The sequence below is a fragment of the Amycolatopsis sp. NPDC051106 genome (assembly GCF_040682775.1).
Lineage (GTDB): Bacteria > Actinomycetota > Actinomycetes > Mycobacteriales > Pseudonocardiaceae > Amycolatopsis.
Window position 1 is genome coordinate 1 of sequence record NZ_JBFBBQ010000118.1, and the last position, 24498, is coordinate 24498.

Genomic DNA, 24498 nt, shown 5'->3' on the forward strand with positions numbered 1-24498 from the left:
CGGGCCCGTGATCGGCGGAGGCACGTGGGAACGCAGTCAATGACACACTCCTGGCGTCCGGCGCCAGGAATGAGTCATTCACTGCGGCGAGTTCCGGCCCGCGCGGCCGGCCCGATGTTCACGCGCCGCGCAGGTGATCGCGCAAGGCGCGGGCAACTCTGGCCATCAGCACGTCCGCTTCGGGCTGCAGCACCGCCGGCACCCGGGACTCCGTCAGCGCCACCACTCCGAATACCCGCCCGTCCGCGTGCTCGACCACCCCGGCCTCGTGCCGCAGGTTCAGCAGCGTCCCCGTCTTCGACGACCAGCGGGCCGCGTCCGAGGCGAAGTCCGGGGTCAGGCGGTGGCGGATCACGTTGTGCGCCATCAGGTCCCGGACGCCCGCGGCCACCGCCGGATCGATCCGCGACGGCGTCCACAGTGCCTGCAGCAGCTCGAGCACCGCCCGCGCCGACGCCGCGTTCGCTCGCGTGACGTCGAGTTGCGCCAGCCGGTGCCCCTGTCCCGCCGTGCCCGCGCCGATGGCGAGGGAATGGGCCAGGTCGACCTCGCCCGCGTCGAACCGCTCGGCCGGCGTGTCGACCAGGTCCGCCATCAGGTGGCGCACGGCGATTCCGCGCAGGCCCCAGCCCTCCAGCGTGCGCATGATCAGGTCCGGCGGGGTGAGGCCGAACAGGACGTCGGCCGCGACGCCGTCGCTCAGCGCCGTGCTCAGGTACAGCAGGTCGTCGACCGCGATCCGGGCCGGGTGGCGGAACCGCGTGAGCCCGATCGGCCCGGGGGTGGTGACCCCGCCGGGCTCGACCTCCAGCTGCGTCGCGCCGTCCAGCTCGCCGCGCCGGATGCGTTCCAGGGTCGCCGCCGCGAGCGGAACCTTGACCAGCGACGCGATCGGGTACACCCGATCCGGGTCGATCCCCAGCTCGTGCCCGGAGCGCAGGTCACGCACCAGGAACGAGCCACGCAACCCGCCCTCGTCCAGTTCGGCCCGCAACTGCCGGACCAACGCCTCCGCGCTCACCTCTCGACCCCCAAACACCGCGCGACCGCGACGGACAAGCCGCGCACCCGCTCTGCGTCCTCGCCCGATCCGGCCGCGACCTCGAAGCCACGCGCCAGCGGACCCTCCCCGACCGGCCGCCAGTGCAACCCCAGCTGGTCGGCCTGCGCGGCCGAGCACAGCAGCAGGTCCGCCGAGCCGAACACCGCCGCGGCGGCCGCGGTCAGCGAGCCGGCCACGGCGACCTGGGCCGGCCGCAGGCCCACGGCGTCCCGGGCCCGCAGCAGCGGGTCCCGTACGTGCGGGACATCGTCCTCCGGCTGGATCCACACGTGCCGCCGGGCGCCGCCGGCTCGCCCGGCCCGCAGGGTCTCCAGGTGCACCACCCGCGCCGGCGGCGAGACCACCCCGGCCAGCCCCAGGGGCACCGACCACTCGCCCTCGCCGGCCGGGACCGCGACGAGCGCCGCACGCACCTCTTGCGTGCGGACGAGCTCGGCCCGCTCCCCCGGCGGCGCGACGCGGAACTCCAGGTGGACCTCCCGCGTGCGGGCCTCGGCGGCCAGTTCCGCCAGCTCGCGCACCCCGCAGGTGTCCGGGACGGCCACGCTCATCGGCCGCAGGCGCGCCCGCCGCGCGTCGTGTTCCAGCGTGTCGGCCAGCTGCACGAGCCGCCTGGCCGTGGGCAGCACGTCCCGCCCGAACGGCGTCAGCCGAGCCCGGCGGGTCGTCCGGTCGAAGAGCCGTTCGCCGAAGTGCCGCTCCAACGCGGCGATGCGCCGGCTCGCGACCGGCTGCGGGATCCGCGCGACCGCCGCGCCCGCCGTGAAGCTCCCCGCCTCGCTCACGCTCACGAACGCCCTGCAGCCGCCGACCAGGTCCACTCCGCCACTCTATGCGATTCCGGCATCGAACCGTTTGTTTCCGTCTTGGACAGCATGACCGAAGCCGGTGAGACTGCGGAGGTCGATCAAGATCGGAAAGGATGCCTCGTGCCGTTCCCCCACGTCCGGCGGGCCGCGCTCACCGCGCTGGCCTTCGTGTCGCTCACCGCCTGCACCGCCGAAGCCCCGGAAGCCCCGGCGGCCGCCCCGCCGGCGCCGTCGCCGTCGAAGACCGCCGAAGCCCCGCAACCGGACTTCGCGCCCCTCGAGCGCGAGTTCGACGCCCGCCTCGGCGTGTACGCCGTCGACACCGGCTCCGGCCGCGAACTCGCCCACCGCGCCGACGAACGCTTCGGCTACGCCTCGACGCACAAGGCGTTCTCGGCCGCCGCCGTCCTCCAGCGCACGAGCGTCGACGGGCTCGCAAAGGTGCTGAAGTACACCCGCGCCGACCTCCAGCCGAACTCCCCGGTGACCGAAAAGCACGTCACCACCGGCATTTCGCTGCGGGACGCGATCGACGCGGCGTTGCGCTACAGCGACAACACCGCCGCGAACCTGCTGTTCAAGGAACTCGGCGGGCCACCGGGGCTCGGCGCCGCGCTGCGCGGGATCGGCGACACGACCACGCACGTCGACCGGACCGAACCCGGCCTCAACGACCTTTCGCCCGGCGACATCCGCGACACGAGCACCCCGCGGGCGATGGCCGGCAGCCTGCGCGCTTTCACCCTCGGCACCACGCTGCCGCCGGAGAAGCGGCAGATCCTGACGGACACGATGCGCGCCAACCTCACCGGCGCGACCGTGATCCGGGCGGGCACGCCCGCGGGCTGGGCCGTCGCCGACAAGACCGGCACCGGCGGCTACGCGACGCGCAACGACATCGCCGTCGTCTGGCCGCCTGGGCGCGCGCCGATCGTGCTGGTGGTGATGTCCGACAAGAAGGCGAAGGACGCGACCGCCGACGACCGGCTGATCGCGGCGGCGGCGAAGCTCGTGTTCAGCGCTCTTCGGTGAGGACGCGGGCTTCGAGGTCGACGCCGTGCGTGCCGACGACCTCCGCCCGGACCAGCGAGCCCGGTTCCGGCGCCGGTCCGGCGAACGTCACGTGCCCGTCGACCTCGGGTCCCTGGTGCGCCGCCCAGCCGTGTCCGCCGGTCCCGACGACCACGTCGACGACCGCCCCGAGCCGTTCCTCCGCGCGGCGGGAGACCAGGTCGTCGGCCAGGACGGACAGCTCCTCGACGCGCTCGGCGAGCAGTGCGGCCGGGACCTTGTCCGGCAGGGCCAAAGCCTCGGTGCCGTCCTCGTCCGAGTACCCGAACACGCCGGTGGAGTCCAGCCGGGCCTGTTCCAGGAAGCGCTTCAACTCGGCGAAGTCGGCGTCGGTCTCGCCCGGGAAGCCCGCGATGAAGTTGGAGCGCACGCCGGCGTCCGGCGCCAGCGCCCGGATCCGCTCCAGCAGCTGCAGAAAGCGCTCCCGGTCACCGAAGCGGCGCATCCGGCGCAGCACCGGGCCACTCGCGTGCTGGAACGAGAGGTCGAAGTACGGTGCGACGCCGGGTGTCCCGGCGATCGCTTCGACGAGCCCGGGCCGCAGTTCGGCCGGCTGCAGGTAGCTCACCCGGACGCGGTCGGCGACGGCGGCGAGCTTCGGCAGGAGCTTCTCCAGCGCCTGCAGGTCGCCGAGGTCCTTGCCGTAGGACGTCGAGTTCTCGCTGACCAGCACCAGCTCGCGCACGCCGTGCCCGGCGAGCCACTCGGCTTCGGCGAGGATCTCGGCGGGCGGCCGCGAGACGAACGCGCCGCGGAAGCTCGGGATCGCGCAGAACGTGCACCGCCGGTCGCAGCCCGACGCCAGTTTCAGCGGCGCGACCGGCCCTCCGCCGAGCCGGTGCCGCAGCACCCGCGGGCCGCTGGCCGGGCCGTGGCCGGGCACGTGGGCGACCTGCTCGGCGGACCGCTCGACCGGGGTGATCGGCAGCAGCGTGCGCCGGTCGCGCGGGGTGTGCGCGGGCCCGGTCCGGCCGTGGAGGACGTCCTCGATGCGGTCGCCGATCTCGGGGTAGTCGTCGAACGACAGGACGGCGTCGGCCTCCGGCAGCGCGTCGGCGAGCTCGCGGCCGTAGCGCTCGGCCAGGCAGCCGACCGCGACGACCTTCGCGCCCTTGCCGGACGCGGCCAGGACCGTGTCGATCGACTCCTTCTTGGCCGCTTCGATGAAGCCGCAGGTGTTCACCACGACGACGTCGGCTTCGGCACCCGGTTCGGCGAGGCGCCACCCCGAGCCGCCCAGCCGGGCGGCGAGCTCGTCGGAGTCGACCTCGTTGCGTGCGCAGCCCAGGGTGACCAGGGAGACCGTGCGCACGGCGGTCAGTACTCGACGATGGCGACGGTCGGCGGCTTCGAGTCCCCGATCGCGGAAACGACGACGCCCCGGCCGTGGCCTTCGTCGCCGATCGCCCGGGTCTGCACCAGCACGGGCGCGTCGACCGCCGGCGCGACGGCGTTCAGGGGCAGGTAGGCGGTGACGACCAGGCCGCTCGCGAGCAGCACCCGGGCGATCTTGCGGCGGCGATCGCCGGATTCCCGGACGCTGACGCAGGTGCCCCACTGCTGCCCGGCCGGCGCTTCCGGCGCGTTTCCCTGACGGCGACGACGTTCTTCGGCCATCCGCTCGAGCATGCCCACGGTTCCCCCTCGGTGCAGTCCGGTAGCCGGTCGAGCCGAGAGTCGCACGCGGCGCGAAGCCCGCTCAAGGTCTTCACCGGAAGTGGCCGGAACCGGTCAGTGACCACCGAACAGGTGCCGGACCTCGGTTTCGGCGTCGTCGAGCCACCCGGCCCGGCGCCGCTCGTCCGCGTCGGCGACCACGCGCAGCACCAGCCGGCGTACCTCCGGTTCGCCGAGGTACGGCCCGAGACAGCGCTTCCAGATCGCGTCGAGCGGGTCGCCGAAGAGCGTCCGCTCGCGCTCCTCGGTCGTGTCCGAGGTGTTCACGACGAGCAGGCCGCGCAGCGAAAGCAGCGACTCCGGCGCGCCGCCGGCGTCGTCGAGGCGGTACGCCACGCCGGGGACGAGGATCCGGTCGAGCCAGCCGCTCAGGATGGCGGGGGGTTTGCCCCACCAGTTCGGGTGGATCGCGACGAGCCCGCCCGCTTCGCGCAGTTCGTTCCGATGCTGCCGCACCAGCGGATCCGGTTCGGCGGCGAGGAACTCCTCGGCCCGGGTCCCGCTCGTGTACGCCTCTTCCGCGGTCAGCACCGGGTCGAAGCCTTCGGCGTACAGGTCGTGGAAGAACACCGGCCGCCCGGCGCGGGCGAGGGAGCCGCGGACCCGCGCGGCGAGGGCGTGGTTGAAGCTCCCCGGCCGGGGATGGGCCAGCAGGACCACCACCGGCCGGGACGTCTCGTCGAGCACCGCGTCAGCTTGCCACGGCGCCGGCCGCCGGCTCAGCCCGCGTTGGCCAGCAGGCCCGGCCCGGTCGGCGCGTTCTGCATCAGGCAGGCGTGGCACGGCATCCCGCGCAGCCCGTCGAGCACTTCGGCCTCGCCGGGGAAGATCTCCTCGCCGCACAGCGCCGTCAGCCGCGCCGGCACCGCGCCCGCGGGCGGGACGGGGATCAGGTGGCAGACGCGTCTGCTTTCGCCGACGACGCCTCGGCGTAGCCGCACCAGCGCGAGCATCCCACCGTTTTCACCCATACACGGACCGTAGGCCGAACGGCTCATCCCAGCTTCGTGCCCGGGCACCAACGATCTTCGACGACGGTGGTCCGGGGGACCAAAGTCACGCCGGCGACAGCACGGCCGCACCCAGGCGGTGGCTCAGGTTGAGCGCGAGCTCGACGTCCAAGCGGCTCTCGGCGAGGTCTCGAGGCAGGAGCTCCTGCGCCTTGCGGACCCGGTACTGCACCGAGTTCTTGTGCATCGTCAGCTCGGCCGCGGCCCCCGTGTAGCTGCCGCCGGACGCGAGGAACACGCGCAGCGTGTCCCGCAGCCGCGCGCAGTGCTCGTCGTCGGCGCTCAACGGCCCGAGCGTGCTCGCGACCCACAGCCGGGCCGCGTTGAGGTCGGTCGTCATCAGCGCGACCGTGCCGACCTCCCGGAAGGTCAGCACGCGGTCGCAGTGCTCGCCGGCGGCCAGCGCCAGCGCGTGCACGCGCCGGGCCTGCTGGTGGGTGTCCCGGAAGCCGGCGACGCCGGTGCCGGGGTCGCCGACGGTCACGCGCACGCCGGGGTCGGCCTCCGCGAGCGCGGCGTCGAGGTGTTCGCGGCGGACCGACGCCACCGGGAGCCACACCCACGCGCCGGCTTCGTCGCGGGGCACGAACAGCGGGCGTCCCTGGCCGCCGGCCCGCTCGAGGACCGCGCCCGCGACCGATTCCAGCAGCGACAGGACGTCGTGGGCCTCGGACGCGTGCCAGACGATCATGCCCACGTGCGTGCCGCGCAGGCGGTAGCCGATGACCGCCTCGGCCGCGTCGACGTCGGGCGGGCCGCCGTTCTCGCCCAGCAGGTCCACCACCTTCGCCGCCCGCGCGGCGCTCCGGTTGAGCAACCACTTGTCGCGTTCGTCCTGGTAGACGGTCACGAGCTGGCGCACCACCCGCGTGATGAACTCGTAGGCGACCTTGAGCAGCCGGCGCATCATGGCTCCGAGCAGCGCCGCGTCGTCGACCAGCCGGATGCACTCCTGGAACCCGAAGTCGAGCATCGCGGCCTGCCCGAGGTCGTACGCCCGGATCAGGTCGAACACGGGCGTGCCGCGCTGCGCCAGGCGCCGCGCGTACTCCATGGCCGCGGCCGGCGGATCGACGGTCGCGGGGTCGATGCCGTGCCGGAAGATCTGCAGGGCCGTCTCGATGTTCTGGTAGACGCTCGCCGACAGCAGGCTCACCATGCGCTCGTCGTCGTTGACCAGCTGCGGCAGGTCGGCCGCGTACAGCTGGACCAGCTCCCCGGTCAGCTCGCCCGCCCGGTCCGCGAGGGTGGCGGCGATCTGCCGGATGCGGTCCGAGACGACTTCTTCGTCCACCATGGAGCCACCTTAGGGGGTGGACGATCAAGCTCGTCCGGCGAACTCGTCGATCAGGGCGAACGTTTCGGCCGGCGCCTGAACGTGGGGCACGTGCCCGGCGCCCGCCACGACCTCGAACCGCGCGTCGGCGAACGCGGCCGCGTAGGCCTTGCCGAACTCCGGCGGCACGACGACGTCGTCGGCACCCCAGACCAGCAGCGCCGGGATCCGGACGCGCGCGAGCCGGCGCAGCAGCTTCGGGTCGGCGATCCGCGGGCCGCCGTAGACCCGCAGCGCGGCCAGGTCCGCGGGGTCCGGCCCGGGCGCGCCGGGCGGCGGCTGCGGCAGGCTGACGCCGTGGCCCTCGACCTCCGGGCCGATGCCGTCGAGCACGACCAGCCGGCCGATCCGGCGCCCGCGGTCGCGCACGGCCATTTCGGACGCGACCCAACCGCCGAAGGAGCTGGCGACCACGAGGACGTCGCCGGCGTCCTCGTCGTCCAGGAGGTCGAGGTAGGTCACGGCGAGGTCGTCGACGCCGGAGAACCAGTCCGGGCGGGGCGTGCCGGCCCAGCCCGGGTGGGTCGGCGCGAGCACGCGGGCGTGCGGCGCGAAGTGCTCGACGATCGGCTCGACGCCGCGCGGGCCGGCGCCACCGTGCAGCACGAGGACCGTGCGGTCGCCGCGGCCGGTGTCGACGAGGGGGATGTCCAGTCCCGGGTGGGGACGCAGGGTCCGGGTCATGGTGGTTCCTTCCGGTCAGGGGTGGGCGGTGTGGGCGAGCATCTGCTCGACCATGGCGGCGGGCGCGTCCGGCCGGAAACAGGCTTCGAGGTTGTCCGCCGACTCGCGGGCGGCTTCTTCCGCCCGCGGGAACAGCGCGGCTTCGTACGCCGCGAGAGCGCTTTCGACGTCGTTGTGGGCGGCCAGCGCGAGGGCCAGTTCGGTGGCGTCGAGCATGGCGAGGTTCGCGCCCTCCCCCGCGAACGGCGACATGACGTGCGCCGCGTCGCCGAGCAGGGTCACGCCCGGGACGCGCTCCCAGCGGTGGCCGACCGGCAATGCGTGGATCGGACGGGGCACCAGGGCTTCGTCGCTTTCCTCGATGAGGGCGCGCAGCCCGGCGTCGAAGTCGCCGAAGACGTCGAGCAGCCGCGCGCGGTCGGCCAGGTCCGTGGCCGCGGCGGGGTCTTCGGTGCGCACGGCGGCGTACACGCGGATCCGGCCGCCGCCGTTGCGCTGGGCGATCAGGCCTTTCCCACCGGCCAGTGCGAACAGCGAACCCGGGCCGACGAGCGCGGCCACGGCCGGGTGCTCCCCGTCCACATCGGACAGATGAGCCTCCACGAACGACAGTCCGGAGTAGACCGGCACGGCGGCCGACAGCAGGGGCCGCACCTTCGACCACGCGCCGTCCGCGCCGACGACCAGGTCGGCTTCGACGACCTCGCCGGTGCCCAGGGTGAGCCGGCCGGCGGACACCGCGGTCACCTTGGTGCCCCACCGGACGACACCCGCCGGCAGCGATTCGGCCAGGAGCCGTTTGAGATCCCCGCGATCCACCTCGGGCCGCGTGCCACCGCTCTCCTCGGCGGTTTCCTCGAAGTGGACGACGCCGTCGCGGTCCAGGATCCGCAGGGCCTCGCCTTCTTCCCTCGCGACGGGGCGGAACTCCTCGGTCAGGCCGGCCTCGGCGAGTGCGCGCAGACCGGACTCCTCGTGCAGGTCGAGCGTGCCGCCCTGGTCCCGGGCGGCCGGGGAAGCGTCGAGTTCCCAGACGGTCGACGCGATCCCCCGGGTGTGCAGGACGCGGGCCAGCGTGAGGCCGCCCAGGCCTCCGCCGACGATGGCGATGCGGGTCATCAAGTGTCCTCGGGTTCGGGCCGCGGGGTGGCGAGCGCGCCGTTGAGCAGCGCGTCGAACGCCCACCGCGCGCGGGCGGGGCCGGGGCCGGACACCAGGTCGGCGGCCATCCCGGCGATGTGCGGGTGGGTCAGCGAGGAAACCGTGGCCAGGGAATCGACCATCACCTCGTGCTCGCGGGCGGCCCCCGGTTTCTCCCGGCGGCTGCCGTGTTCGACGGCGGCCGCCGTGGCGGTCAGCAGCAGCACGTCGACCGCCCAGGCGGCCTGCCCGGGCGCCATGCCGCCCTCGTCGAGCAGCGCGAGCACCGCCTCGACGACGGCCAGGTAGTGCGGCCCGCTCAGCCGGGTCACCAGCGCGACGCGGGCGAGGCTCGGGTGCGCGAACAGGACCGTCCGGTAGGAGTCCAGCACCGACCACAGGCGCTCGCGCCAGTCCCCCGCCCCGCCGAGGTCGACCTCCGCGAGCAGTTCGTCGAGCACCGCGGCGTGCAGTTCTTCGGTGTCCTTGACGTAGACGTAGAGCGAGGCCGGGCCGGTGTCCAGCTCCTTGGCGAGCCGGCGCATGGTGACGCGCTCGACACCCTCGGCGCGCATCACCGCGACGGCGGTCGCGACGATGCCTTCGCGGGTCAGCGCCGGTTTCGCCGGGCGCTCGCGGCGGTTGTAGGTGCTTTCCGGAGCCATGGGCCCACTGTAGCGAACATGTTCGTTACGAGCACGTTCGGGACGAACATGTTCGCCCGTTGTCGGTCACAACCTTCCCGTCACTCGACGCGTGTACGTGACGACACCGGGGAGGACGTCATGGGGATCCATCCGCTGCAGGACGGCGAACGACTGCTCTGGTCGGGACGGCCGGAACACCCGAAACGCTGGTTCGCCGAGCATCTGGTCCTACTGTCCAGCATCGCCGTCGGAGTCACGGCTCTCGTACTGGTGGGAACCTTCGACCCGGACTTCCCGATCGAGTTCTTCTACCTGTCCATGCTCCCGCTGGCCGCGGTGGCGTCGAGGACACAGCTGCAGGGCCTTCGCGCCCGCGCCTTCGCGACCACCTACCTCGTCACGGACCTGCGGGTCATCTTCGTGATGCAGTGGCCCACCGGCGCCGAGTTCCGCTGGGTGTGGCATCACCGGCTGCCGCCGGCGCGAACCAAGACGGACGAGCGGGGCGTCGGGACGATCACCTTCGGCACGAGCCCCTGGGCTCGGTGGATCCTCGCGAACAAGCCGCAGTCCGGCGCCTGGGCCCCTTTCGCACCGGACCTCCACGCGATCGCGGACGCGGAGCGGGTGGCCGAACTGATCCGGCGGGCCCAGCGCACTCCCCTGCCCCACTGAATATTTCCGGACGAAAACAATCGGAAACAATAGGGAAACACGGACCAGCCGCCTAACTGGTCTGAACCATTGAGCGAAGATCACCCGTCTGGCGGTTTCCGGTTCCACCACAAGACAAAACAAGAGGTCCAGACCACTGGACCGAAATTTTCGGAAAACCGGTTAAGCAACTTTCGGGGGGTGTGTCCCCTTCTCCCGGACGGTATATCTGAACCACCGAATCCGCAGCGGCCGGTGACACCACCGGCCGGTTCGATGCCGCCCGCACCCCGCTCACCGGAGGCACCATGCACCGCCTGGACCCGGCCCGCGACCACGTCATCGGGCTCTACCGGATCGTCATCGGCTTCCTGTTCGCCTGCCACGGCCTGAAGACGCTGTTCGGCCTGTTCGGCGCGAAGGCCCCGGCCGCCGTCGGGGCGTGGCCGGGGTGGTGGGCGGCGGTGATCCAGCTCGTCTGCGGCGCCCTCGTCTGCGTGGGTCTCGGCACCCGGGCGGCCGCGATCCTCGGCTCCGGCTCGATGGCCTTCGCCTACTTCACCGCGCACATGCCGGACGGCCTGTTCCCGATTCAGAACGGCGGCGAAGCGGCGACGCTGTTCTGCTGGAGCCTGCTCGTCGTCGCGTTCGTGGGCCCGGGCCGCTTCGCGCTCGGCAACCTCCCCGCCCTGCGGCGGGATTCCGAGCCGGCGCCGGAGCGCGTCACGGCCTAGGGACGCGAGATCCCGACGCCGCTGCGGGCGTCGGGACCGTACTTCGCGAGCTCCGCCGCGAGGTCGAGCCGCCCGCTCCTCGCCCGGTCGTCGTCGGTCAGCAGCTCGCGCGGGATGATCCAGACGACCTCGAACTCGAGCCCGCTGGGATCCTTGGCGTACAACGACTTCGTGGTGCCGTGGTCGGAGGAGCCGACGAGCGCGCCGGCCTCGGCGAGGCGGCCGGCGAGCCGTTCGAGGTCGCCGAGGGTGTCGACCTCCCACGCCAGGTGGTACAGCCCCACCGACGTCTTGCCCGCGCCCGAGTCCGCGGCGTGCGAACCGAGCTCGAACAGGCCGAGGTCGTGGTCGTTGGCCGACCCGGGCGCCCGCAGGAACGCCGCGCCGCGGTGCACGTCACCGCCTTCGATGTAGTCGAAGCCGAGCACGTCCCGGTAGAACGCGACGCTTTCGGCCAGATCCCGGACGTAGAGCACGGCGTGGTTCAGGCGAAAGATCGACATCGGGGCTCCCGCGCACGGCACGCAAATCGGTTGAAGTTTCAACCGAAGGCTACCACGATCGGCGCCGCCCACCGCCGGGCCGAGCACCCAGGACCCGGCGGGCGACCCACTCTCGGTGGGTGCGGCCACTGACCGGGCGACAAACCTTCGACACCGCATCGAGGCCCTGGTCAGACGCGCCGGCGGTTCGTAGGGTTGGTCCACCGCAGGGCACCGTGTCAGCTGTCCCGCGGGCGGTGGTGCCCCGGGTCCGACCTTTCCCCGAAGCCAAGTCCGGGGCACCACCGCATCCCCTCATCCCTCGCTCTTCGCGACCGCCCAACCGTCACGAACATTTACATACATACGCCATGTATGTAGCCTCGCTTCATGACGACACGGAGCGAATCCCTGGGCCAGGAGCACCGGGTCCGGCTGCCGGCCGGCGAGGTGCGGTACTTCGAGCGGGGCGAGGGCGCCCCGGTGGTGTTCGTCCACGGAGTGCTGACGAACACCGAACTGTGGCGGAAGGTCGTACCGGACGTCGCCGCCGCCGGGTTCCGCTGCGTGGCCCCGGATCTGCCGCTGGGCTCGCACGACCTCCCGATGCGCGCGGACGCCGACCTCTCCCCCACCGGCAACGCCGACCTGATCGCCGACTTCCTCGACGCGCTCGACCTGCGGAACGTCACGCTCGTCGCGAACGACACCGGCGGCGCGCTGACACAGATCCTGCTCAGCCGCCGCCCGGATCGAATCGCGCGGGTCGTGCTCACGCCGTCCGACTGCTTCGAGTACTTCTTCCCGCCGATCTTCAAGGCGCTGCCACCCCTCGCCCGGATCCCCGGCTCGATGGCGGTGCTCGGGCAACTGCTGCGGATCCGCGCGCTGTACCCGCTGCCCGTGCTCTTCGGCTGGGTGGTCAAGCGGCCACTGCCGGACGCCGTCGCGCAGGCCTACCTCTCGCCGCTGCGGAAGTCCGCCGGGGTGCGCCGCGACCTGCGCAAGCTCCTGCGGGAAGTGCACCCGCGCCACACGCTCGCCGCCGCCGAGGCGCTGCGGACCTTCGACCGGCCGGTGCTGCTCGCGTGGGCCCCGGAGGACAAGCTCTTCCCGATCCGGCTGGCCCACCGGCTCGCCGCGCTGCTCCCGGACGCGAAGGTCGTGGAAATCCCGGACTCCTACACCTTCGTCTCCGAAGACCAGCCCGCCGCGCTGGCCGGGCACATCGCCGAGTTCGCGGGCGTCATGGCAGATTAGGCGGGTGCGACGTACCCAGCAGGACCGTTCCGCCGGCACGAAGGCCGCCCTGGTCGCCGCCGCGCGCGAACTGTTCGCCGCCCGCGGCTACCAGGCCGTCCCGGCGGACGAGATCACCCGCGCCGCCGGCGTCACCCGCGGCGCGCTGTACCACCACTACGCCGACAAGCAAGGCCTGTTCCGCGCCGTCGTGGAAGAGCTGGAACGCGAGCTGACCGAGGAGGTCCGGGCCGCGTTCGCCGGCGGCGCGGACCCGCTGACCGGCATGCTTGAGGGCCTCGGTGTCTTCCTCGACGCATGCCTGCGCGAGGAGGTCCGCCGCATCTCGCTCACCGACGCGCCCGCCGTGCTGGGCTGGGACGTCTGGCGCGAAATCGAGGCGGAATACGGCCTCGGCCTGATCGTCGCCGTCCTCGAGCAGGCCAGGGCGGACGGGCTGATCGTGGAGATGCCCGTCCGGGCCCTGGCTCAGCTGGTGCTCAGCGCGGTGATGGAGGCGGCGAGGATGATCGCCGCCGACGACGACCCGGCCCGGACCCGCGCCGAGGTCCAGCAGGTCCTCGGCGGCTGGCTCGCGAGCCTGGTGCGGCGGCCCTAGCGCGTCCGGTAGATGCCGAGCACGGCGGCACCGACCGCGGTGGCCGACACCAGCCTCAGGTCCACCGGTGCCGGCACGTCGTCGAAGAGCCGCCGGCCAGCGCCCGCCACGGTGGGGAACACGAGCAGGCGGTACTCGTCGACGAGACCGTGACGGCCGAGCGCCTGGGCGATCCCGACGGAGCCGATGACGACGAGCTCGCCGGTTTCCTTCGCGACTTCGTCGATGAGTTCTCCTTGCAGCAGCGAGGAGTTCTGCCACGCGGACACGTCGTTCAGCGTGCGCGAAGCGACCAGCTTCCGGGCCGCGTTGAGGCGGTCAGGGAATTCGCCCGTACGGCCGGGCCAAAGCTTGGCGAACAGCTCCCACGTGGTGCGGCCGAGCAGCAGGGTGCCAGTTTCGAGCAGCGTGCCGAGCCGGAACTTGTCCCCGGCCACCGCTTCCGGGCCGTGCCGGAAGGCCCAGCCGCCGGTCGCTGTACCGCCGGAACCGTCCGGGTCTTCGACGACGCCGTCCAGGGTGACGAACTCGGTGACGATCACGCTCATGACTGCTCCCGGTGGATCCCGCCGCGCCCGGGTGGCGCGGCCTTACCGGTACCTACCGGCGGCGGCCGCCGGATTCATCGGCCGCCGCCGGAGGAATTCCGCCCTAGGCCGTGACGAGCGACAGGCCGTAGGTCTGGAGGATCTCGTTCACCGGCTGGAACCACGTCTCGCCGCCGGAGCCGCAGTTGCCCCAGCCGCCCGAGGTGACACCCTGGGCCTGGTCACCGGTGATGAACGAGCCGCCGGAGTCGCCGGGCTCGGCGCAGACGTTGGTCCGGGTCATCTGGTAGACCGCGCCCTGGGAGTAGTTGACGGTCTCGTTGAGACCCAGGACCGTGCCGCAGTGCCAGTGCGTGGTCGAGCCCGAGCGGCACACCGAGGTGCCGACCGGCGCGACCCACGAGCCGCGGACGAGCGCGTCGCTCACCGTGCCCCAGCCGAGCACGACCGGCGCGGTCCACCAGCCGTTGCCGATGCGGATGAACGAATAGTCGTTGCCGGGGAAGGAGGAGCCGGCGAAGCTGCCCATCGCCGAGCCGTCCCAGCCGACGACCGAGCTGCCGGTGCCGCCGCAGTGGCCGGCGCTGACGAACCCGCCGTTCACGGAGAAGCCGATCGAGCAGCGGGTGTTGCCGTTGATGTAGTAGGGGTCGCCGCCGACGGTCCCCGCGGAGAACGGCTCGGCGGCCGGTGCGGTCGCCACGGTCACCGGGCCGGCCTTCGCGGCCCGGGCCAGGAAGGCGTCGACGTCGGCGCCGTGCGCGCCGGGCCGCAGGGTGACCACGACGCTGCCGGCCCGCGGGTCGGTGCGCCAGCCGCTGACGGCGGCCGGTGCGGGGTCGGCCTTGGCGGAGGCGTCGATCGCGGCCTTGGTCGCGTCGAGCTTCGCGGCACTGACCTTCGCCGGCGCGGTTTCGGCCCCGGCCTGCCGGACGGCGTCCGCCGCGGCCGGGTCGGTCACGCCGACGACGAGCTTGCCGAGCGCGGGGTCGAACCAGGCACCCCCGAAGGCGGCCCCGGCGGCCTGCTGCGCGGCCGGCATCACCCGGGCGGCGGTGATCTCCTGGCCCAGGCGGGTCTCGGCCTGGGCGGCGGTCAGGCCGAAGTCCCGCTGCATCGCGGCGATCAACCCGGGTGAGGCGACAGCCGGGCTGAGCGACGAGGAAGCGAGGGAAGCGGTCAGGACGGCGGCGCCGCCGAGGGCGAGAGCGATTCTTCGACGCATGCGGTCTCCTTCGAGGCAGGGGGGAAAGAAACTCACCGTGCGCCGAGTGTGCGGGCGGATCGGGGCGGTGGTCCAGATTTGTCCGGTCTTCTGTCCGGAATTCGCGGAGGCGAACGTCCGTCCGCTGTGGACTCACGGACGCGATGCATTGCGAGGCAACGGATTCCGGGAACGCAAAAGAGCGCGAACCGGTCCCACCTGTCCGCGTCGACGAAGGTCTGGACCAAGTAGAACACGCGAGCGGGGACGGTGACGGGAACCAGAGTCTGCGGGGCAGCAGACGTGCATGAGCGTCCCTCCCGGCGCACCCGGCGTTGACAGCCCCCACCTCACCGCCCAGGGGTTCCGGCAAAGTCGCGGTTCGGCCGCCTGGCTTCCGCCACTGCCGTGCACCTGATCGCAACCCGCTCGTCCGCGCCTGCAGTCCGGACGTCGGATCCAGAGGTCTTGAATGAGTCATTCAAGTCTTGGGAGGTCCTGAATGACCCATTCAAGACGTTCGACTGGGTCCGTGAGGGACCGTCAGGGAAACCGGGAACGCGAAATCGTCCGGCCACCCGTAAATGGATGGCCGGACGGTTCCGGGAAAAATCAGATGCGGAAAGTCACGACGCTGCTCCATCCGGGCTAGCCCGCCACCCTGGACGGATGGCGGGCGGCCGCGCGATCCGGAATGGCTGACGCAAACCCCGATCCCGGCCCGAGTGGGATCAGCGGGCGAACGCGGTCAGGAACCGGTCGCGGAAGGAGTCCATCTTCCAGACCGGGGCCTGCGCGGCGGGGTGCAGGCCGTCCGTCCAGCCCCAGCCGGAGATCCGGTCCAGCACCTTCGGGTCCTTCGCCACGATCGTGATCGGCACGTCGCGCACCGCGCCCTGCGGCGTGACCACCGGCGGCTGGTGGTCGCCGAGGAACACGAGGACCAGGTTGTCGTCGCCGTAGTGCTGGACGAACGAGATCAGCGTCCGGAGCGAGTAGTCGGTGGCGTCGCGGTAGGCGTCGCGGATCTTCGCCGGGTCCTTCCAGACCGACTCCGGCGCCTCCCCCGCGCCGGGCTGCGGCGCGAAGACCGACCCGTCGCCGACCTGGTCCCAGTCGACCAGCCAGGGCCGCGGCGACCACGGCGCGTGGCTGGACACGAGGTCGACCTCGGCCATCACCGGCTGCTGTGAGGACTTCGCGAGCTCGTTGCGCTGCAGCATGGAGAACGTGTACTGGTCCGGCATCGTGGCGTAGGCGAACCCCGGGCCTTTGTAGCCGATGTTCCGGAAGTCGTAGTAGGCGTCCGGGTGGTAGAACCGCTGCCCCTCCGGCCAGTCCTTGGTGTGCGCCGGGACGTCCCAGACCGTCTTCCAGCCCGCCTTCTGGAACGCGCCGCCGAGGGTCAGCCGGTCGCTGTCGAGGAGGCTGTTGTACCGCTGCTGGTTGTCGATCCACATGCCGGACTCGACGGTGGAGTGCGCGAGCCAGCTGCCGCCGCCGAACGTCGAGGACGACAGGAACGCGCTCTTCGCGCCGATGCCGGCCGCGCGCAGCTGCGCGGTGCCCGCGTCGAGGGTCGCGCCGATCTTCGGCGCGAACCCCGGGTCGTCGAGCGCGACGCGGCCGTAGCTCTCCACGAACGTCAGCACCACGTTCTTCCCGCGCAGCCCGGTCAGCAGCTGGTCACCCGGGGTGTGCCGGAACGCGTCCTCGGCGGCCAGCTCGCCGAACGGCCGCTGCTCCCGCAGGTCCGTGCTCACCTGGCGCAGGTCGTCGTAGGCGAGGGCGGCGGCGTTCTGGGCGGCGACCGGCTGCCCCGGCGCGATTTCGACGCCGAACACCGAGCAGACGATCCAGATCACGCCGAGCACGGCCACCACCCGCGTCGCGCCGGTCCGCCGGCCGGCCGCGATCCGGGTCAGGCGGAGCATCGCGAGCACCATGAAAGCGACGATCGCGATCGCGAGGACCACGGCACCCGCCAGCGTGGCGTACGCCCCTGCCTCCCCGATTTCCCCGGCGAGGAACTCGACTCCCGCGTTGAAGAAGCTCCAGTCGTAGATCGGGTCGAACGGCTTCTCCAGCGTCGCGTAAAAGCCCGTGTCGAGCGCCTTCAGCACGGTGAGCAGGCCCAGCACCAGCCCGACCAGCACCGCGCCGACGCCGCGCGCCCGCGGCGGCAGGACCAGCGCGAACGCGGCCACGAACAGGCCTTCCACCGGCACGCGGACCAGCATTTCCGGCGAGAACGAGTTGAGGTCGTCCGGCGCGAGGAGCGCGAACAGCACGAGGAGCGCGGCCAGGACGGTGAGCACGACGCCGGCGACGGCGTGCCGCCGGGCGGCCCGGGGCAGCCCGAAGTCGGGCAACGGTGCACCCGGGGTGCGGCGGCGGGCACGCCGCGGCAGCGGCAGACCGGTGGTTCCCATCATGGTGCGGCCTCACATCACGGTTCACGGGTCGGCCGCCGATCCCCTGCGGCGGGGACGGCGGTCTCACCGCCTATACGGTGCGCGGCGGCGCGGGGTTCACGCCGCCGCGCACAGCTCACGCCGCGGGCGGCCAGAGATAGAGCTTTTCCGGGACGATCCGGACGATCAGCCGCTGCGCGTCCGGTTCCGGCGGCGGGGTCTTCCCGCCCATGTACCGGTCGTACATCTCGTGCAGCAGCACCTTGTCCGGGTCATCGGTGACCTCGACGCGGCCGCGGATCTCCACGTACCGGCCGGGGTTGCTCGTGACCAGCAGGCTGACGCGCGGGTCGCGCCGCATGTTGCGGGTCTTCAGCCGGCCTTCGATGGTGCTGAACACGACGCTGTCGCCGTCGCGCTTCACGAAGATCACCGACGACTGCGGCCGGCCGTCGGCGTTCGCGGTGGCCAGCACCGCCGTGTGCGGGCCGTCGAGCACTTCGCGGGCGGCGGCGGGGAGGGGCGGGGTCATCGGGAGGTCCCTTCTGAAAGCCATTGGGAAAAGGTCAGCAAGCCGGGGTGGAGCTTCCGGGTTTCCGCCGGGTCCCGGGATCCGGCGTGCACGGACTCGAAGTACCGGGTGAACCGGAACATGTTGGCCAGCGCGGCGGGGAGGACGTCCGGGGGAACGTCGTCGAACCGCACGGGTTCGCCGAGGGAGGCGGCGAACCCGGCCGCCAGCTCGGCGCCGGTGAGGTTCTCGCCGGTGATGCTCACCGTCGCCCCCACCAGCTCCGGGCGGTGGAAGATCGCGTGGACGCAGCGGCCGATGTCCGCCACCGCGATCCCCGGCAGCCGCGCGGGTCCCAACGGCAGCGCCAGGGCCAGGGCACCGTCCTCCCCGCGGCGCGGACCGCCGCCGTCCAGGAAGTTCTCCCAGAAGAACGCGGTGCGCAGGAACGTGACCGGCACCCCCGCGAACTCCGCGTCGGCCGCGGCCTTGGCGTCGTAGTGCGGGACGCGGTAGCCGCCCGGCAGCAGCGGAACCCGGTCGTCCGAGAGCGTCCGCGTGTCCTCGAAGGTCGACCAGACGACGTGCGCGACGCCGGCGTGGCGGGCCGCCGCGGCCATCGTGGTGGCGTGGGCGGTTTCCCGTTCCGGCTGGTCCTGGGCGGCCGTGACGCAGAAAGCGCCGTACGCGCCGGCGAAGGCCGCCTCGACGGAGCCGGGGTCGTCGAGGTCGGCGGTCACGACTTCGGCGCCCAGCCCGGCCAGTTCTTTCGCGCGCGGCGAACCCGCGTCGCGCGTGACGGCCCGGACGGCGAACGGGCCGTCCGGATCCGCGGCGATCGAGCGGACCAGCCCGCCGCCCTGCCGCCCGGTGGCGCCGATGACGGCGACCACCCGTTTTTCGTCGATGGAAGTGCTCATGCCCGTACCGACCGGGGCCGGGCGGGAAAGGAATCGGTCCTTACCCGGACTGGTCGGTTCCAAACGCGTGCCGACGGCTTTCACCCGGGAAAGGGGCGGTATTACCCACGACAGGTGAGTGCTTGCGGCCATTCGGTTGCGGGCCGGTTGCGCCGGTGTTCTCCTCGGAGGGTCCGAAGATCGGCTTACTGTTGGAGGCCTGACGCGATGAATCTGTTCGACAAGGCGAAGGAAGCGCTCGGGAACAACCCGGACAAGGCCGACCAGGGTGTCGACAAGGCCGCCGAGGCCGCCAAGCAGCGCTTCGGCGACCACGCCGACAAGATCGACCAGGGCTCGGAGAAGGCGAAGGACTTCCTGCACAAGCAGGGCGGCGGCCAGCAGGACGCGCCCCCGCAGTGAGTCCCGGCCGGTGATCGCCCAGCCGTCCGGGGGAAGCACGCTTCGCTCCCCGCTCGGCTGGGTACCACCGGCTCCGTGGTCGCCACCTACCTCGTCCCCGTCCGGACGGCCCTCATCCTCTTCCCGTTCCTCGTGCTGGCCGTCATGCTCCCGGCCGCCTTCGTCAGCTACCGCCGGCGGGGCCGCGCCGGCGGCTGGCCGACGTTCGTCTTCTACGCGTTCCTGTTCTACCTGCTGGCGATCGCCACGCAGACGGTGCTGCCGCTGCCGGCCGACCCGGCGTACTGCGCCGGTCACACGTACGCGAGTTCTCCGCAGTTGCGGCCCTTCTACTTCGTCGAGGTGGTTTCGCAGCGCGCCCGCGGGCATTGGAGCCCCGTGGCGCTGCTGCACAACCCGGCGGTCTGGACCACCGCGCTCAACGTCGTGATGCTCGCGCCGCTCGGGTTCTACGCCCGCTACGCGCAGCGGATGCGGATAGTGCCCGCGGCGCTGATCGGCTTCGGCGTGTCGCTGTTCTTCGAGCTGACGCAGCTGACCGGCCTGTGGTTCGTCTACCCGTGCCCGTACCGGCTGTTCAGCGTCGACGACCTGATCCTCAACACCGCCGGCGTCGTCGTGGGCTGGCTGGTGGCCGGTCCGCTCGGCCGGCTGCTGCCCTCGCCGGAACCCGAGCACGACCGGCGCCACTACGCCGCGCGGGTCACGTTCACCCGGCGGCTGTTCGCGCTGGCCACCGACCTGCTCGGGTTCGCCGCGCTGCTCGGCTTCCTGTTCGGCCTGCTTACGCTATTCGGCGAAGACCTCGAGCACCGTGACACGCCGGTGGTGATCCTCGCCCTCGTCTGGTTCGTCGTGCTGCCCGCGGTGACCGGGTCGACGCCCGGGAAGCGGGCGATGCTGCTGCGCGTGGTGCGCCGGGGCCGCCGCCGCGCCGGACCCCTCGCGCTGCTGGTCCGCAACGGCGTCCTGCTCTCGCCGCTGTGGCTCTCGTGGATGCTGCTGGACGTGGACCACTGGGACCTCGGCAGTCACCCCGAACAGCTGCTCCTGCCCGTCGGGCTGGTCGCGTCGGTGTTCGTCATCGGCGTCTGGACGCCGCTGGCGGTGCTGCTGGACGGCGAGCACCGGGCACCCTACGAACGGCTGACCCGCACGGTCAACGTGGCCATCGTGGATCCGGCCGTTCCCGCCCCGGAACCGGCGGCCGAACCGCCCCGGTCGGACAAAGTCCTTAAAGGACTGTGATGGGACACCGTGCTGCCCGGGCCAGGGGGCGCTGGTAGATTCCGTCCGGAGCAGGTTGAGCCGCCAGCCCGCGCCCCCGATCCCCCGTTCTGGAGCGTGCATGACCACCGACGCACTGCGGCCTCGGCAGCGGTTCTCCGGTGACGGCTGGTCCGTGGACATCCAGGAGGACGGCGACCTGGAGACCTGCACGTTGCGCGGTGAGTTCGACTTCGCGGTCTCGGCGAAGCTCGCCGAGGTACTTCCGGCCGATTCCGGCGCTCGCCGTGTCCTCCTGGACATGACCGAGGTGGAGTTCTGCGACTCCAGCTGCCTGCAGATCCTGCTGCGGCTCGCCACCCGGCTGCGCGAGGCCGGCGGCCGGCTGGCCGTCGTGTCGGGCGTCCACGCGGTGGTCCGGCCCATCGAGCTGCTCGGCCTCGGCGACGTCATGCCGGTGCACGCGAGCCTCGCCGCGGCGCGCGCCTCCTGGGGCGAAGAATCATGACGGCCTCCGATACCCGTGTGGGCGGGCCCGGATCCGGGCATGAACAAGGGGAGGGCTTCTCCCCGGGGCCCGGCAAGGCGGAGGAGGCGGACATGAACCTACGAGGCATCCGGCACGAGCTCGGCATCACCGCCGAGCTGACGGAGCTGGCCAAGGTCCGCCACTGGGTCCGCACGGTCCTGGGCGGGCTGCCGGCCAACGTCGTCAGCACCGCGGTCATGGTGGTCGACGAGCTGACGTCCAACGCGCTGCGCCACGGCCGCGCGCCCTACCACGTGCGCCTGCTGCCCGGCGCCGCCAAGCTGCGGATCGAGGTCGACGACGGCGGGGGCGAGCCCGCCCGCCGCCGGGCGCCGTCCGACCAGGGTGGCCGCGGGCTCCTGCTGGTGGAGCGGTGCGCGGCGGCGTGGGGCCAGCTGCGGCGGCCCAGCGGCAAGACGCTGTGGGCCGAGCTGGTCACCGACGACCCCGCGGGCGCCTGTGGCTGACCCCGTAAGCACCGCGCGAAGAGCCCCCGGCATCGGCGACCGGGGCTGGGCCGCCGCCCCCGTGGCCGCTGTCTCCGCCGACGCGGACGGCGTGGTCCTCGCGCTCAACGAGGCCGCTCGCACGCTCTTCCCCACGGCCGAGCCCGGCCGCCCGCTGGCCGGCACGGTGGCGGACTGGATGGCCGAAGCACACGAGAGCCGCGCCGGCGAGGTCGTCCGCGGCGAGGTCGGCGAGCAGGCTTTCGCGGCCCATCCGATCCCGCACGGCGAGGCCGTGACGTGGTGGCTGGTCGACGAGACCGACGCCCGCGCCGCCCGGGACGCCCTGGCCCGGGAGCAGGAGCGGACCGCCTTCCTGAGCGACGCCTCCGCCGCGCTGCTGGGCTCGCTCAACCTCGAACGCTGCATGGAGGTCGCGGCCCGGCTCGCCGCGCAGCACCTCGCCGACGCCGCACTGGTCGTGGCGCCCGGGACGAGCGGGACCTACCCCGCCGTCTCCTGCGTGCGCGGCGAGGAGCCGACGCGGTCCCGGCTCGAGATCAACCCGGAAGAGCTGCCCGGGCTCGGCGAGGCGCTCCAGGGCTTCCCGCCGGTGCCGTCGCGCTGGCTCGATCCGGACGCGGCGCCCGGCTGGGTGCTGCCGGCAGGGTTCGGCCCGGTCGGTTCGATCGTCGTCACGCCCCTGCCCGGCCACGGCGTCCCCGCCGGTGCCCTGGTCCTGCTCCGCCGCGGCGAGCGGGCCTCCTTCACCGACCAGGAAGAGCTCTTCGCCCGGCTGTTCGCGGCGCGGGCCGGCGCCGCGATGTCGGCGGCGCGGGTGTTCGCGCTGCAGGCGTCGATCACCGACACGCTGATGCGCGAGCTGCTCCCACCCACTCTGGAGCAGCTCGGCGGCGTCGAGTTCGCCGGCCGCTACCGCCCGGCCCGCGACGGCGAGCGGATCGGCGGCGACTTCTACGACGTGCACTCGGCGATCGACGGCGAGGGTGACGAGTCGCTGGCCGTCCTCGGCGACGTCTGCGGCAAGGGCCTCGAGGCGGCCGTGCTGACCGGGAAGATCCGCACCACGCTGCGGGCGCTGCTGCCGATGGCGGGCGACCACCAGGCCCTGCTGAAGCTGCTGAACCGCACGCTCGCCGACCGCCGGGACGCCCGCTTCGTCACGCTCGTGCTGGCCTCGGCCCGCCGGGAAGGCGCCACCGTCCGGCTGCGCGTCACGAGCGCGGGCCATCCGCCGCCCCTGATCGTCCGGGCCGACGGCCGGGTGGAGGAGGCCGACACCCGCGGCAGCCTGATCGGCGTGCTGCCGGACATCGAGTCGACCAGCGCCGACATCACGCTCGACCCGGGCGAGACGTGCCTGCTCTACACCGACGGGATCATCGAAGCGCGGGGCGGGCCGCTCGGGGACGCGATGTTCGGCGAGGACCGGCTCCGGCAGTCGCTGACCGAATGCGCGAACATGCCGGCCGACGCCGTCGTCGAGCGGATCCAGATGCTCGCGTCGCAGTGGATCGGCCGCGGCACCCATGACGACATGGCCGTGCTGGCGATCACCGCGCCGCGCGGGCAGCACCTGGCCGCGGTCGGCGGCCACGGACGCGGAAGGTACACGGCATGAGCACCCCCACCCGCACCCCCGGGGTGGCCGAACACGCCGAACGGCTCTGGGACGCCGTCACGACCGGCGACGAGTACGCCGCCGGCGACGTCGTGGTCCAGGCGCTCGGCGAAGGAGCCGACCCGGAGAGCCTGCTGCTCGATGTGATCGGCGCGGTCCAGCGCAAGGTCGGGCAGGAATGGGCGGCCAACCGCCTCACGGTCGCGCAGGAGCACGCGGCGACCGCGATCAACGACCGCGTCATCGCGACCTTCGGTTACGTGCTGAAGCGGCCGGAGCCGCACCTCGGGCGGGTCACCGTCGCCTGCGTCGACGGCGAGTGGCACGCGATGCCGGCCCGGCTCCTCGCCGAGGTGCTGCGGCTGCGCGGCTTCCGGGTCGACTACCTCGGCGCGCAGGTGCCCGCCCCGCACCTGGTCGCCCACCTGCACCGCACCGGGCCGGACGCGGTCGCGCTGTCCGGGTCGATCGCCACCCGGCTGCCGACCGCGCACGCCACGATCACCGCGTGCCAGGCGGCCGCGACGCCGGTCATCGCGGGCGGCGCCGCGTTCGGCCCCGACGGCCGCTACGCGCGGCTGCTCGGCGCGGAGGCGTGGGCCCCGGACGCGCGCTCGGCCGCCGACCGGCTGACCGAGCCCCTCCCCCGCCCGCAGGTCGGCCACCAGCCGCTCGACGACCTGCCGCACCTGGCCGATCAGGAGTACACGCTGGTCACGCGCAGTTCGGGCCGGCTCGTCAAGTCGGTGCTGGCCGGCCTGGAGGAGCGCATCCCGGCGATGCGGACCTACACCGACCTGCAGCGCCAGCACACGGCCGAGGACCTCGCGCACATCGTCGAGTTCCTGGCGACGGCGTTGTACGTCGGCGACAGCGAGCTGTTCACCGGTTTCCTGGGCTGGACCGCCGGGATCCTCACCGCGCGGGGTGTCCCGGCGGCGTCCCTGGTGCCCGCGCTCGACCTGCTCGAAGCGGAGCTGCGTGACTTCCCCCGGGCGACCGACCTGCTCCGCACCGCGCGCACGCACCTGGCAGAGCAGGCCGCCGGATCGGGGCTGTCGGCATGACCGGCGGGCTGACCTGCACCTGGACGGCCCCGGACGTCGCCACGGCCCGCGTCGCGGTCGTCGGCGAGCTCGAGTTCGCGACGGCACGGCTGCTGCTGCAGCTGGTCACCGACCGCCTGGCCGAGCACCCGGAGGTGCGGGAGGTGCGGCTCGACTGCGCCGAACTCGCGTTCTGCGACTCCTCCGGGCTGTCCACGCTGCTGCTGGTCCACCGCGCGGTGACCGGCGCGGGCTCCCGGCTGCACCTGGACAACCGGCCGCCCGCACTCGACCGGCTGCTGACCCGCACCGGGACGACGGCGTACCTCACCGGTGAGGCCGCCGACTCCCGAGCCCGCCGCGACTCCTAGGGGGCCGGGGTGCCGGACGAAGGCCCCGGCAACGCAGTGAATGACTCATTCCTGGCGCTGGACGCCAGGAATG

Annotated in this window: 28 protein-coding genes; 12 read left to right on the forward strand and 16 right to left on the reverse strand. The window is 72.8% G+C overall.

Annotated features, from left to right (window positions below; translation table 11 throughout):
• Positions 1 to 118 precede the first annotated feature (118 nt).
• Both AB0M83_RS43740 and AB0M83_RS43745 read right to left on the reverse strand, forming a co-directional pair.
• Entirely contained in the window at positions 119 to 1021 is a 903-nt protein-coding gene (locus AB0M83_RS43740; protein WP_364527019.1) for a serine hydrolase, read from the reverse strand.
• Positions 1018 to 1884 carry a LysR family transcriptional regulator gene (locus AB0M83_RS43745; protein WP_364527021.1) on the reverse strand — a complete coding sequence of 289 codons (867 nt, stop codon included), beginning with the start codon at positions 1882 to 1884 and terminating at the stop codon, positions 1018 to 1020. Before AB0M83_RS43745 ends, AB0M83_RS43740 begins: the two co-directional genes overlap by 4 nt.
• 108 nt (positions 1885 to 1992) lie before the next feature.
• On the opposite strand from AB0M83_RS43745, the gene bla reads away from it, so the two are divergent.
• The gene (gene bla / locus AB0M83_RS43750; protein ID WP_364527023.1) at positions 1993 to 2904 is read left to right on the forward strand and encodes a class A beta-lactamase; all 912 of its coding nucleotides are present in this window, start codon (positions 1993 to 1995) and stop codon (positions 2902 to 2904) included.
• Here bla and rimO read toward each other — a convergent pair.
• The 8 genes from rimO to AB0M83_RS43790 form a co-directional block, all read right to left on the reverse strand.
• On the reverse strand, positions 2888 to 4264 hold the full coding sequence (gene rimO, locus AB0M83_RS43755; RefSeq protein ID WP_364527077.1) for a 30S ribosomal protein S12 methylthiotransferase RimO: 1377 nt from the start codon (positions 4262 to 4264) through the stop codon (positions 2888 to 2890). The two genes, bla and rimO, sit on opposite strands and share 17 nt — an antisense overlap.
• Positions 4261 to 4578 (reverse strand): hypothetical protein, encoded by a 318-nt coding sequence (locus AB0M83_RS43760; protein ID WP_364527080.1) that lies wholly within the window; start codon positions 4576 to 4578, stop codon positions 4261 to 4263. The genes rimO and AB0M83_RS43760 overlap by 4 nt, the downstream gene beginning before the upstream one ends.
• 96 nt (positions 4579 to 4674) lie before the next feature.
• A complete protein-coding gene (locus AB0M83_RS43765; RefSeq protein ID WP_364527025.1) occupies positions 4675 to 5307 on the reverse strand; it encodes an NAD(P)H-dependent oxidoreductase in 633 nt (210 codons plus the stop codon).
• A gap of 32 nt (positions 5308 to 5339) precedes the next feature.
• Entirely contained in the window at positions 5340 to 5591 is a 252-nt protein-coding gene (locus AB0M83_RS43770) for a hypothetical protein (RefSeq protein ID WP_364527027.1), read from the reverse strand.
• 85 nt (positions 5592 to 5676) lie between these two features.
• Complete coding sequence (locus AB0M83_RS43775) at positions 5677 to 6927, reverse strand: helix-turn-helix domain-containing protein (RefSeq protein ID WP_364527029.1); 1251 nt, start codon at positions 6925 to 6927, stop codon at positions 5677 to 5679.
• 24 nt (positions 6928 to 6951) lie between these two features.
• The gene (locus AB0M83_RS43780; RefSeq protein WP_364527031.1) at positions 6952 to 7650 is read right to left on the reverse strand and encodes an alpha/beta hydrolase; all 699 of its coding nucleotides are present in this window, start codon (positions 7648 to 7650) and stop codon (positions 6952 to 6954) included.
• A gap of 15 nt (positions 7651 to 7665) precedes the next feature.
• On the reverse strand, positions 7666 to 8769 hold the full coding sequence (locus AB0M83_RS43785; RefSeq protein WP_364527033.1) for an NAD(P)/FAD-dependent oxidoreductase: 1104 nt from the start codon (positions 8767 to 8769) through the stop codon (positions 7666 to 7668).
• Positions 8769 to 9455: a TetR/AcrR family transcriptional regulator C-terminal domain-containing protein gene (locus AB0M83_RS43790; RefSeq protein WP_364527035.1), complete on the reverse strand. Its 687-nt coding sequence runs from the start codon at positions 9453 to 9455 to the stop codon at positions 8769 to 8771. Before AB0M83_RS43790 ends, AB0M83_RS43785 begins: the two co-directional genes overlap by 1 nt.
• Before the next feature lie 120 nt (positions 9456 to 9575).
• Here AB0M83_RS43790 and AB0M83_RS43795 point away from each other — a divergent pair, with 120 nt between their 5' ends.
• Together AB0M83_RS43795 and AB0M83_RS43800 are read left to right on the forward strand one after the other, a co-directional pair.
• Positions 9576 to 10112 (forward strand): hypothetical protein, encoded by a 537-nt coding sequence (locus AB0M83_RS43795; protein ID WP_364527037.1) that lies wholly within the window; start codon positions 9576 to 9578, stop codon positions 10110 to 10112.
• 287 nt (positions 10113 to 10399) lie between these two features.
• Positions 10400 to 10825 carry a DoxX family protein gene (locus AB0M83_RS43800; protein WP_364527038.1) on the forward strand — a complete coding sequence of 142 codons (426 nt, stop codon included), beginning with the start codon at positions 10400 to 10402 and terminating at the stop codon, positions 10823 to 10825.
• Here AB0M83_RS43800 and AB0M83_RS43805 read toward each other — a convergent pair.
• A complete protein-coding gene (locus AB0M83_RS43805) occupies positions 10822 to 11328 on the reverse strand; it encodes a VOC family protein (protein ID WP_364527040.1) in 507 nt (168 codons plus the stop codon). The two genes, AB0M83_RS43800 and AB0M83_RS43805, sit on opposite strands and share 4 nt — an antisense overlap.
• 369 nt (positions 11329 to 11697) lie before the next feature.
• Between AB0M83_RS43805 and AB0M83_RS43810 the strand changes: the two genes are divergently transcribed.
• Complete coding sequence (locus AB0M83_RS43810; protein WP_364527042.1) at positions 11698 to 12567, forward strand: alpha/beta fold hydrolase; 870 nt, start codon at positions 11698 to 11700, stop codon at positions 12565 to 12567.
• A gap of 4 nt (positions 12568 to 12571) precedes the next feature.
• Positions 12572 to 13165: a TetR/AcrR family transcriptional regulator gene (locus tag AB0M83_RS43815; RefSeq protein ID WP_364527044.1), complete on the forward strand. Its 594-nt coding sequence runs from the start codon at positions 12572 to 12574 to the stop codon at positions 13163 to 13165.
• On the opposite strand, the gene AB0M83_RS43820 is transcribed toward AB0M83_RS43815, so the two are convergent.
• The 5 genes from AB0M83_RS43820 to AB0M83_RS43840 form a co-directional block, all read right to left on the reverse strand.
• Entirely contained in the window at positions 13162 to 13713 is a 552-nt protein-coding gene (locus tag AB0M83_RS43820; RefSeq protein ID WP_364527046.1) for a dihydrofolate reductase family protein, read from the reverse strand. The two genes, AB0M83_RS43815 and AB0M83_RS43820, sit on opposite strands and share 4 nt — an antisense overlap.
• A gap of 103 nt (positions 13714 to 13816) precedes the next feature.
• Positions 13817 to 14938 (reverse strand): S1 family peptidase, encoded by a 1122-nt coding sequence (locus tag AB0M83_RS43825; RefSeq protein WP_364527048.1) that lies wholly within the window; start codon positions 14936 to 14938, stop codon positions 13817 to 13819.
• 710 nt (positions 14939 to 15648) lie between these two features.
• The gene (locus tag AB0M83_RS43830; RefSeq protein WP_364527050.1) at positions 15649 to 17352 is read right to left on the reverse strand and encodes a sulfatase; all 1704 of its coding nucleotides are present in this window, start codon (positions 17350 to 17352) and stop codon (positions 15649 to 15651) included.
• Positions 17353 to 17467: 115 nt separating this feature from the next.
• The gene (locus tag AB0M83_RS43835; RefSeq protein ID WP_364527053.1) at positions 17468 to 17863 is read right to left on the reverse strand and encodes a PPOX class F420-dependent oxidoreductase; all 396 of its coding nucleotides are present in this window, start codon (positions 17861 to 17863) and stop codon (positions 17468 to 17470) included.
• On the reverse strand, positions 17860 to 18762 hold the full coding sequence (locus AB0M83_RS43840) for an NmrA family NAD(P)-binding protein (protein WP_364527055.1): 903 nt from the start codon (positions 18760 to 18762) through the stop codon (positions 17860 to 17862). The genes AB0M83_RS43835 and AB0M83_RS43840 overlap by 4 nt, the downstream gene beginning before the upstream one ends.
• Before the next feature lie 207 nt (positions 18763 to 18969).
• On the opposite strand from AB0M83_RS43840, the gene AB0M83_RS43845 reads away from it, so the two are divergent.
• The 7 genes from AB0M83_RS43845 (at position 18970) to AB0M83_RS43875 (ending at position 24425) form a co-directional block, all read left to right on the forward strand.
• Positions 18970 to 19164 carry an antitoxin gene (locus AB0M83_RS43845; protein ID WP_364527058.1) on the forward strand — a complete coding sequence of 65 codons (195 nt, stop codon included), beginning with the start codon at positions 18970 to 18972 and terminating at the stop codon, positions 19162 to 19164.
• 75 nt (positions 19165 to 19239) lie between these two features.
• Positions 19240 to 20412: a VanZ family protein gene (locus AB0M83_RS43850; protein ID WP_364527060.1), complete on the forward strand. Its 1173-nt coding sequence runs from the start codon at positions 19240 to 19242 to the stop codon at positions 20410 to 20412.
• A gap of 100 nt (positions 20413 to 20512) precedes the next feature.
• Entirely contained in the window at positions 20513 to 20899 is a 387-nt protein-coding gene (locus AB0M83_RS43855) for an STAS domain-containing protein (RefSeq protein ID WP_364527063.1), read from the forward strand.
• A gap of 92 nt (positions 20900 to 20991) precedes the next feature.
• Positions 20992 to 21387, forward strand: coding sequence for an ATP-binding protein (locus AB0M83_RS43860; RefSeq protein WP_364527066.1), 396 nt, complete (start codon positions 20992 to 20994; stop codon positions 21385 to 21387).
• The gene (locus AB0M83_RS43865) at positions 21380 to 23008 is read left to right on the forward strand and encodes a PP2C family protein-serine/threonine phosphatase (protein WP_364527068.1); all 1629 of its coding nucleotides are present in this window, start codon (positions 21380 to 21382) and stop codon (positions 23006 to 23008) included. Before AB0M83_RS43860 ends, AB0M83_RS43865 begins: the two co-directional genes overlap by 8 nt.
• Positions 23005 to 24075 (forward strand): cobalamin-dependent protein, encoded by a 1071-nt coding sequence (locus tag AB0M83_RS43870; RefSeq protein ID WP_364527071.1) that lies wholly within the window; start codon positions 23005 to 23007, stop codon positions 24073 to 24075. The genes AB0M83_RS43865 and AB0M83_RS43870 overlap by 4 nt, the downstream gene beginning before the upstream one ends.
• Positions 24072 to 24425 carry an STAS domain-containing protein gene (locus AB0M83_RS43875; protein WP_364527074.1) on the forward strand — a complete coding sequence of 118 codons (354 nt, stop codon included), beginning with the start codon at positions 24072 to 24074 and terminating at the stop codon, positions 24423 to 24425. Before AB0M83_RS43870 ends, AB0M83_RS43875 begins: the two co-directional genes overlap by 4 nt.
• Positions 24426 to 24498: the final 73 nt, after the last annotated feature.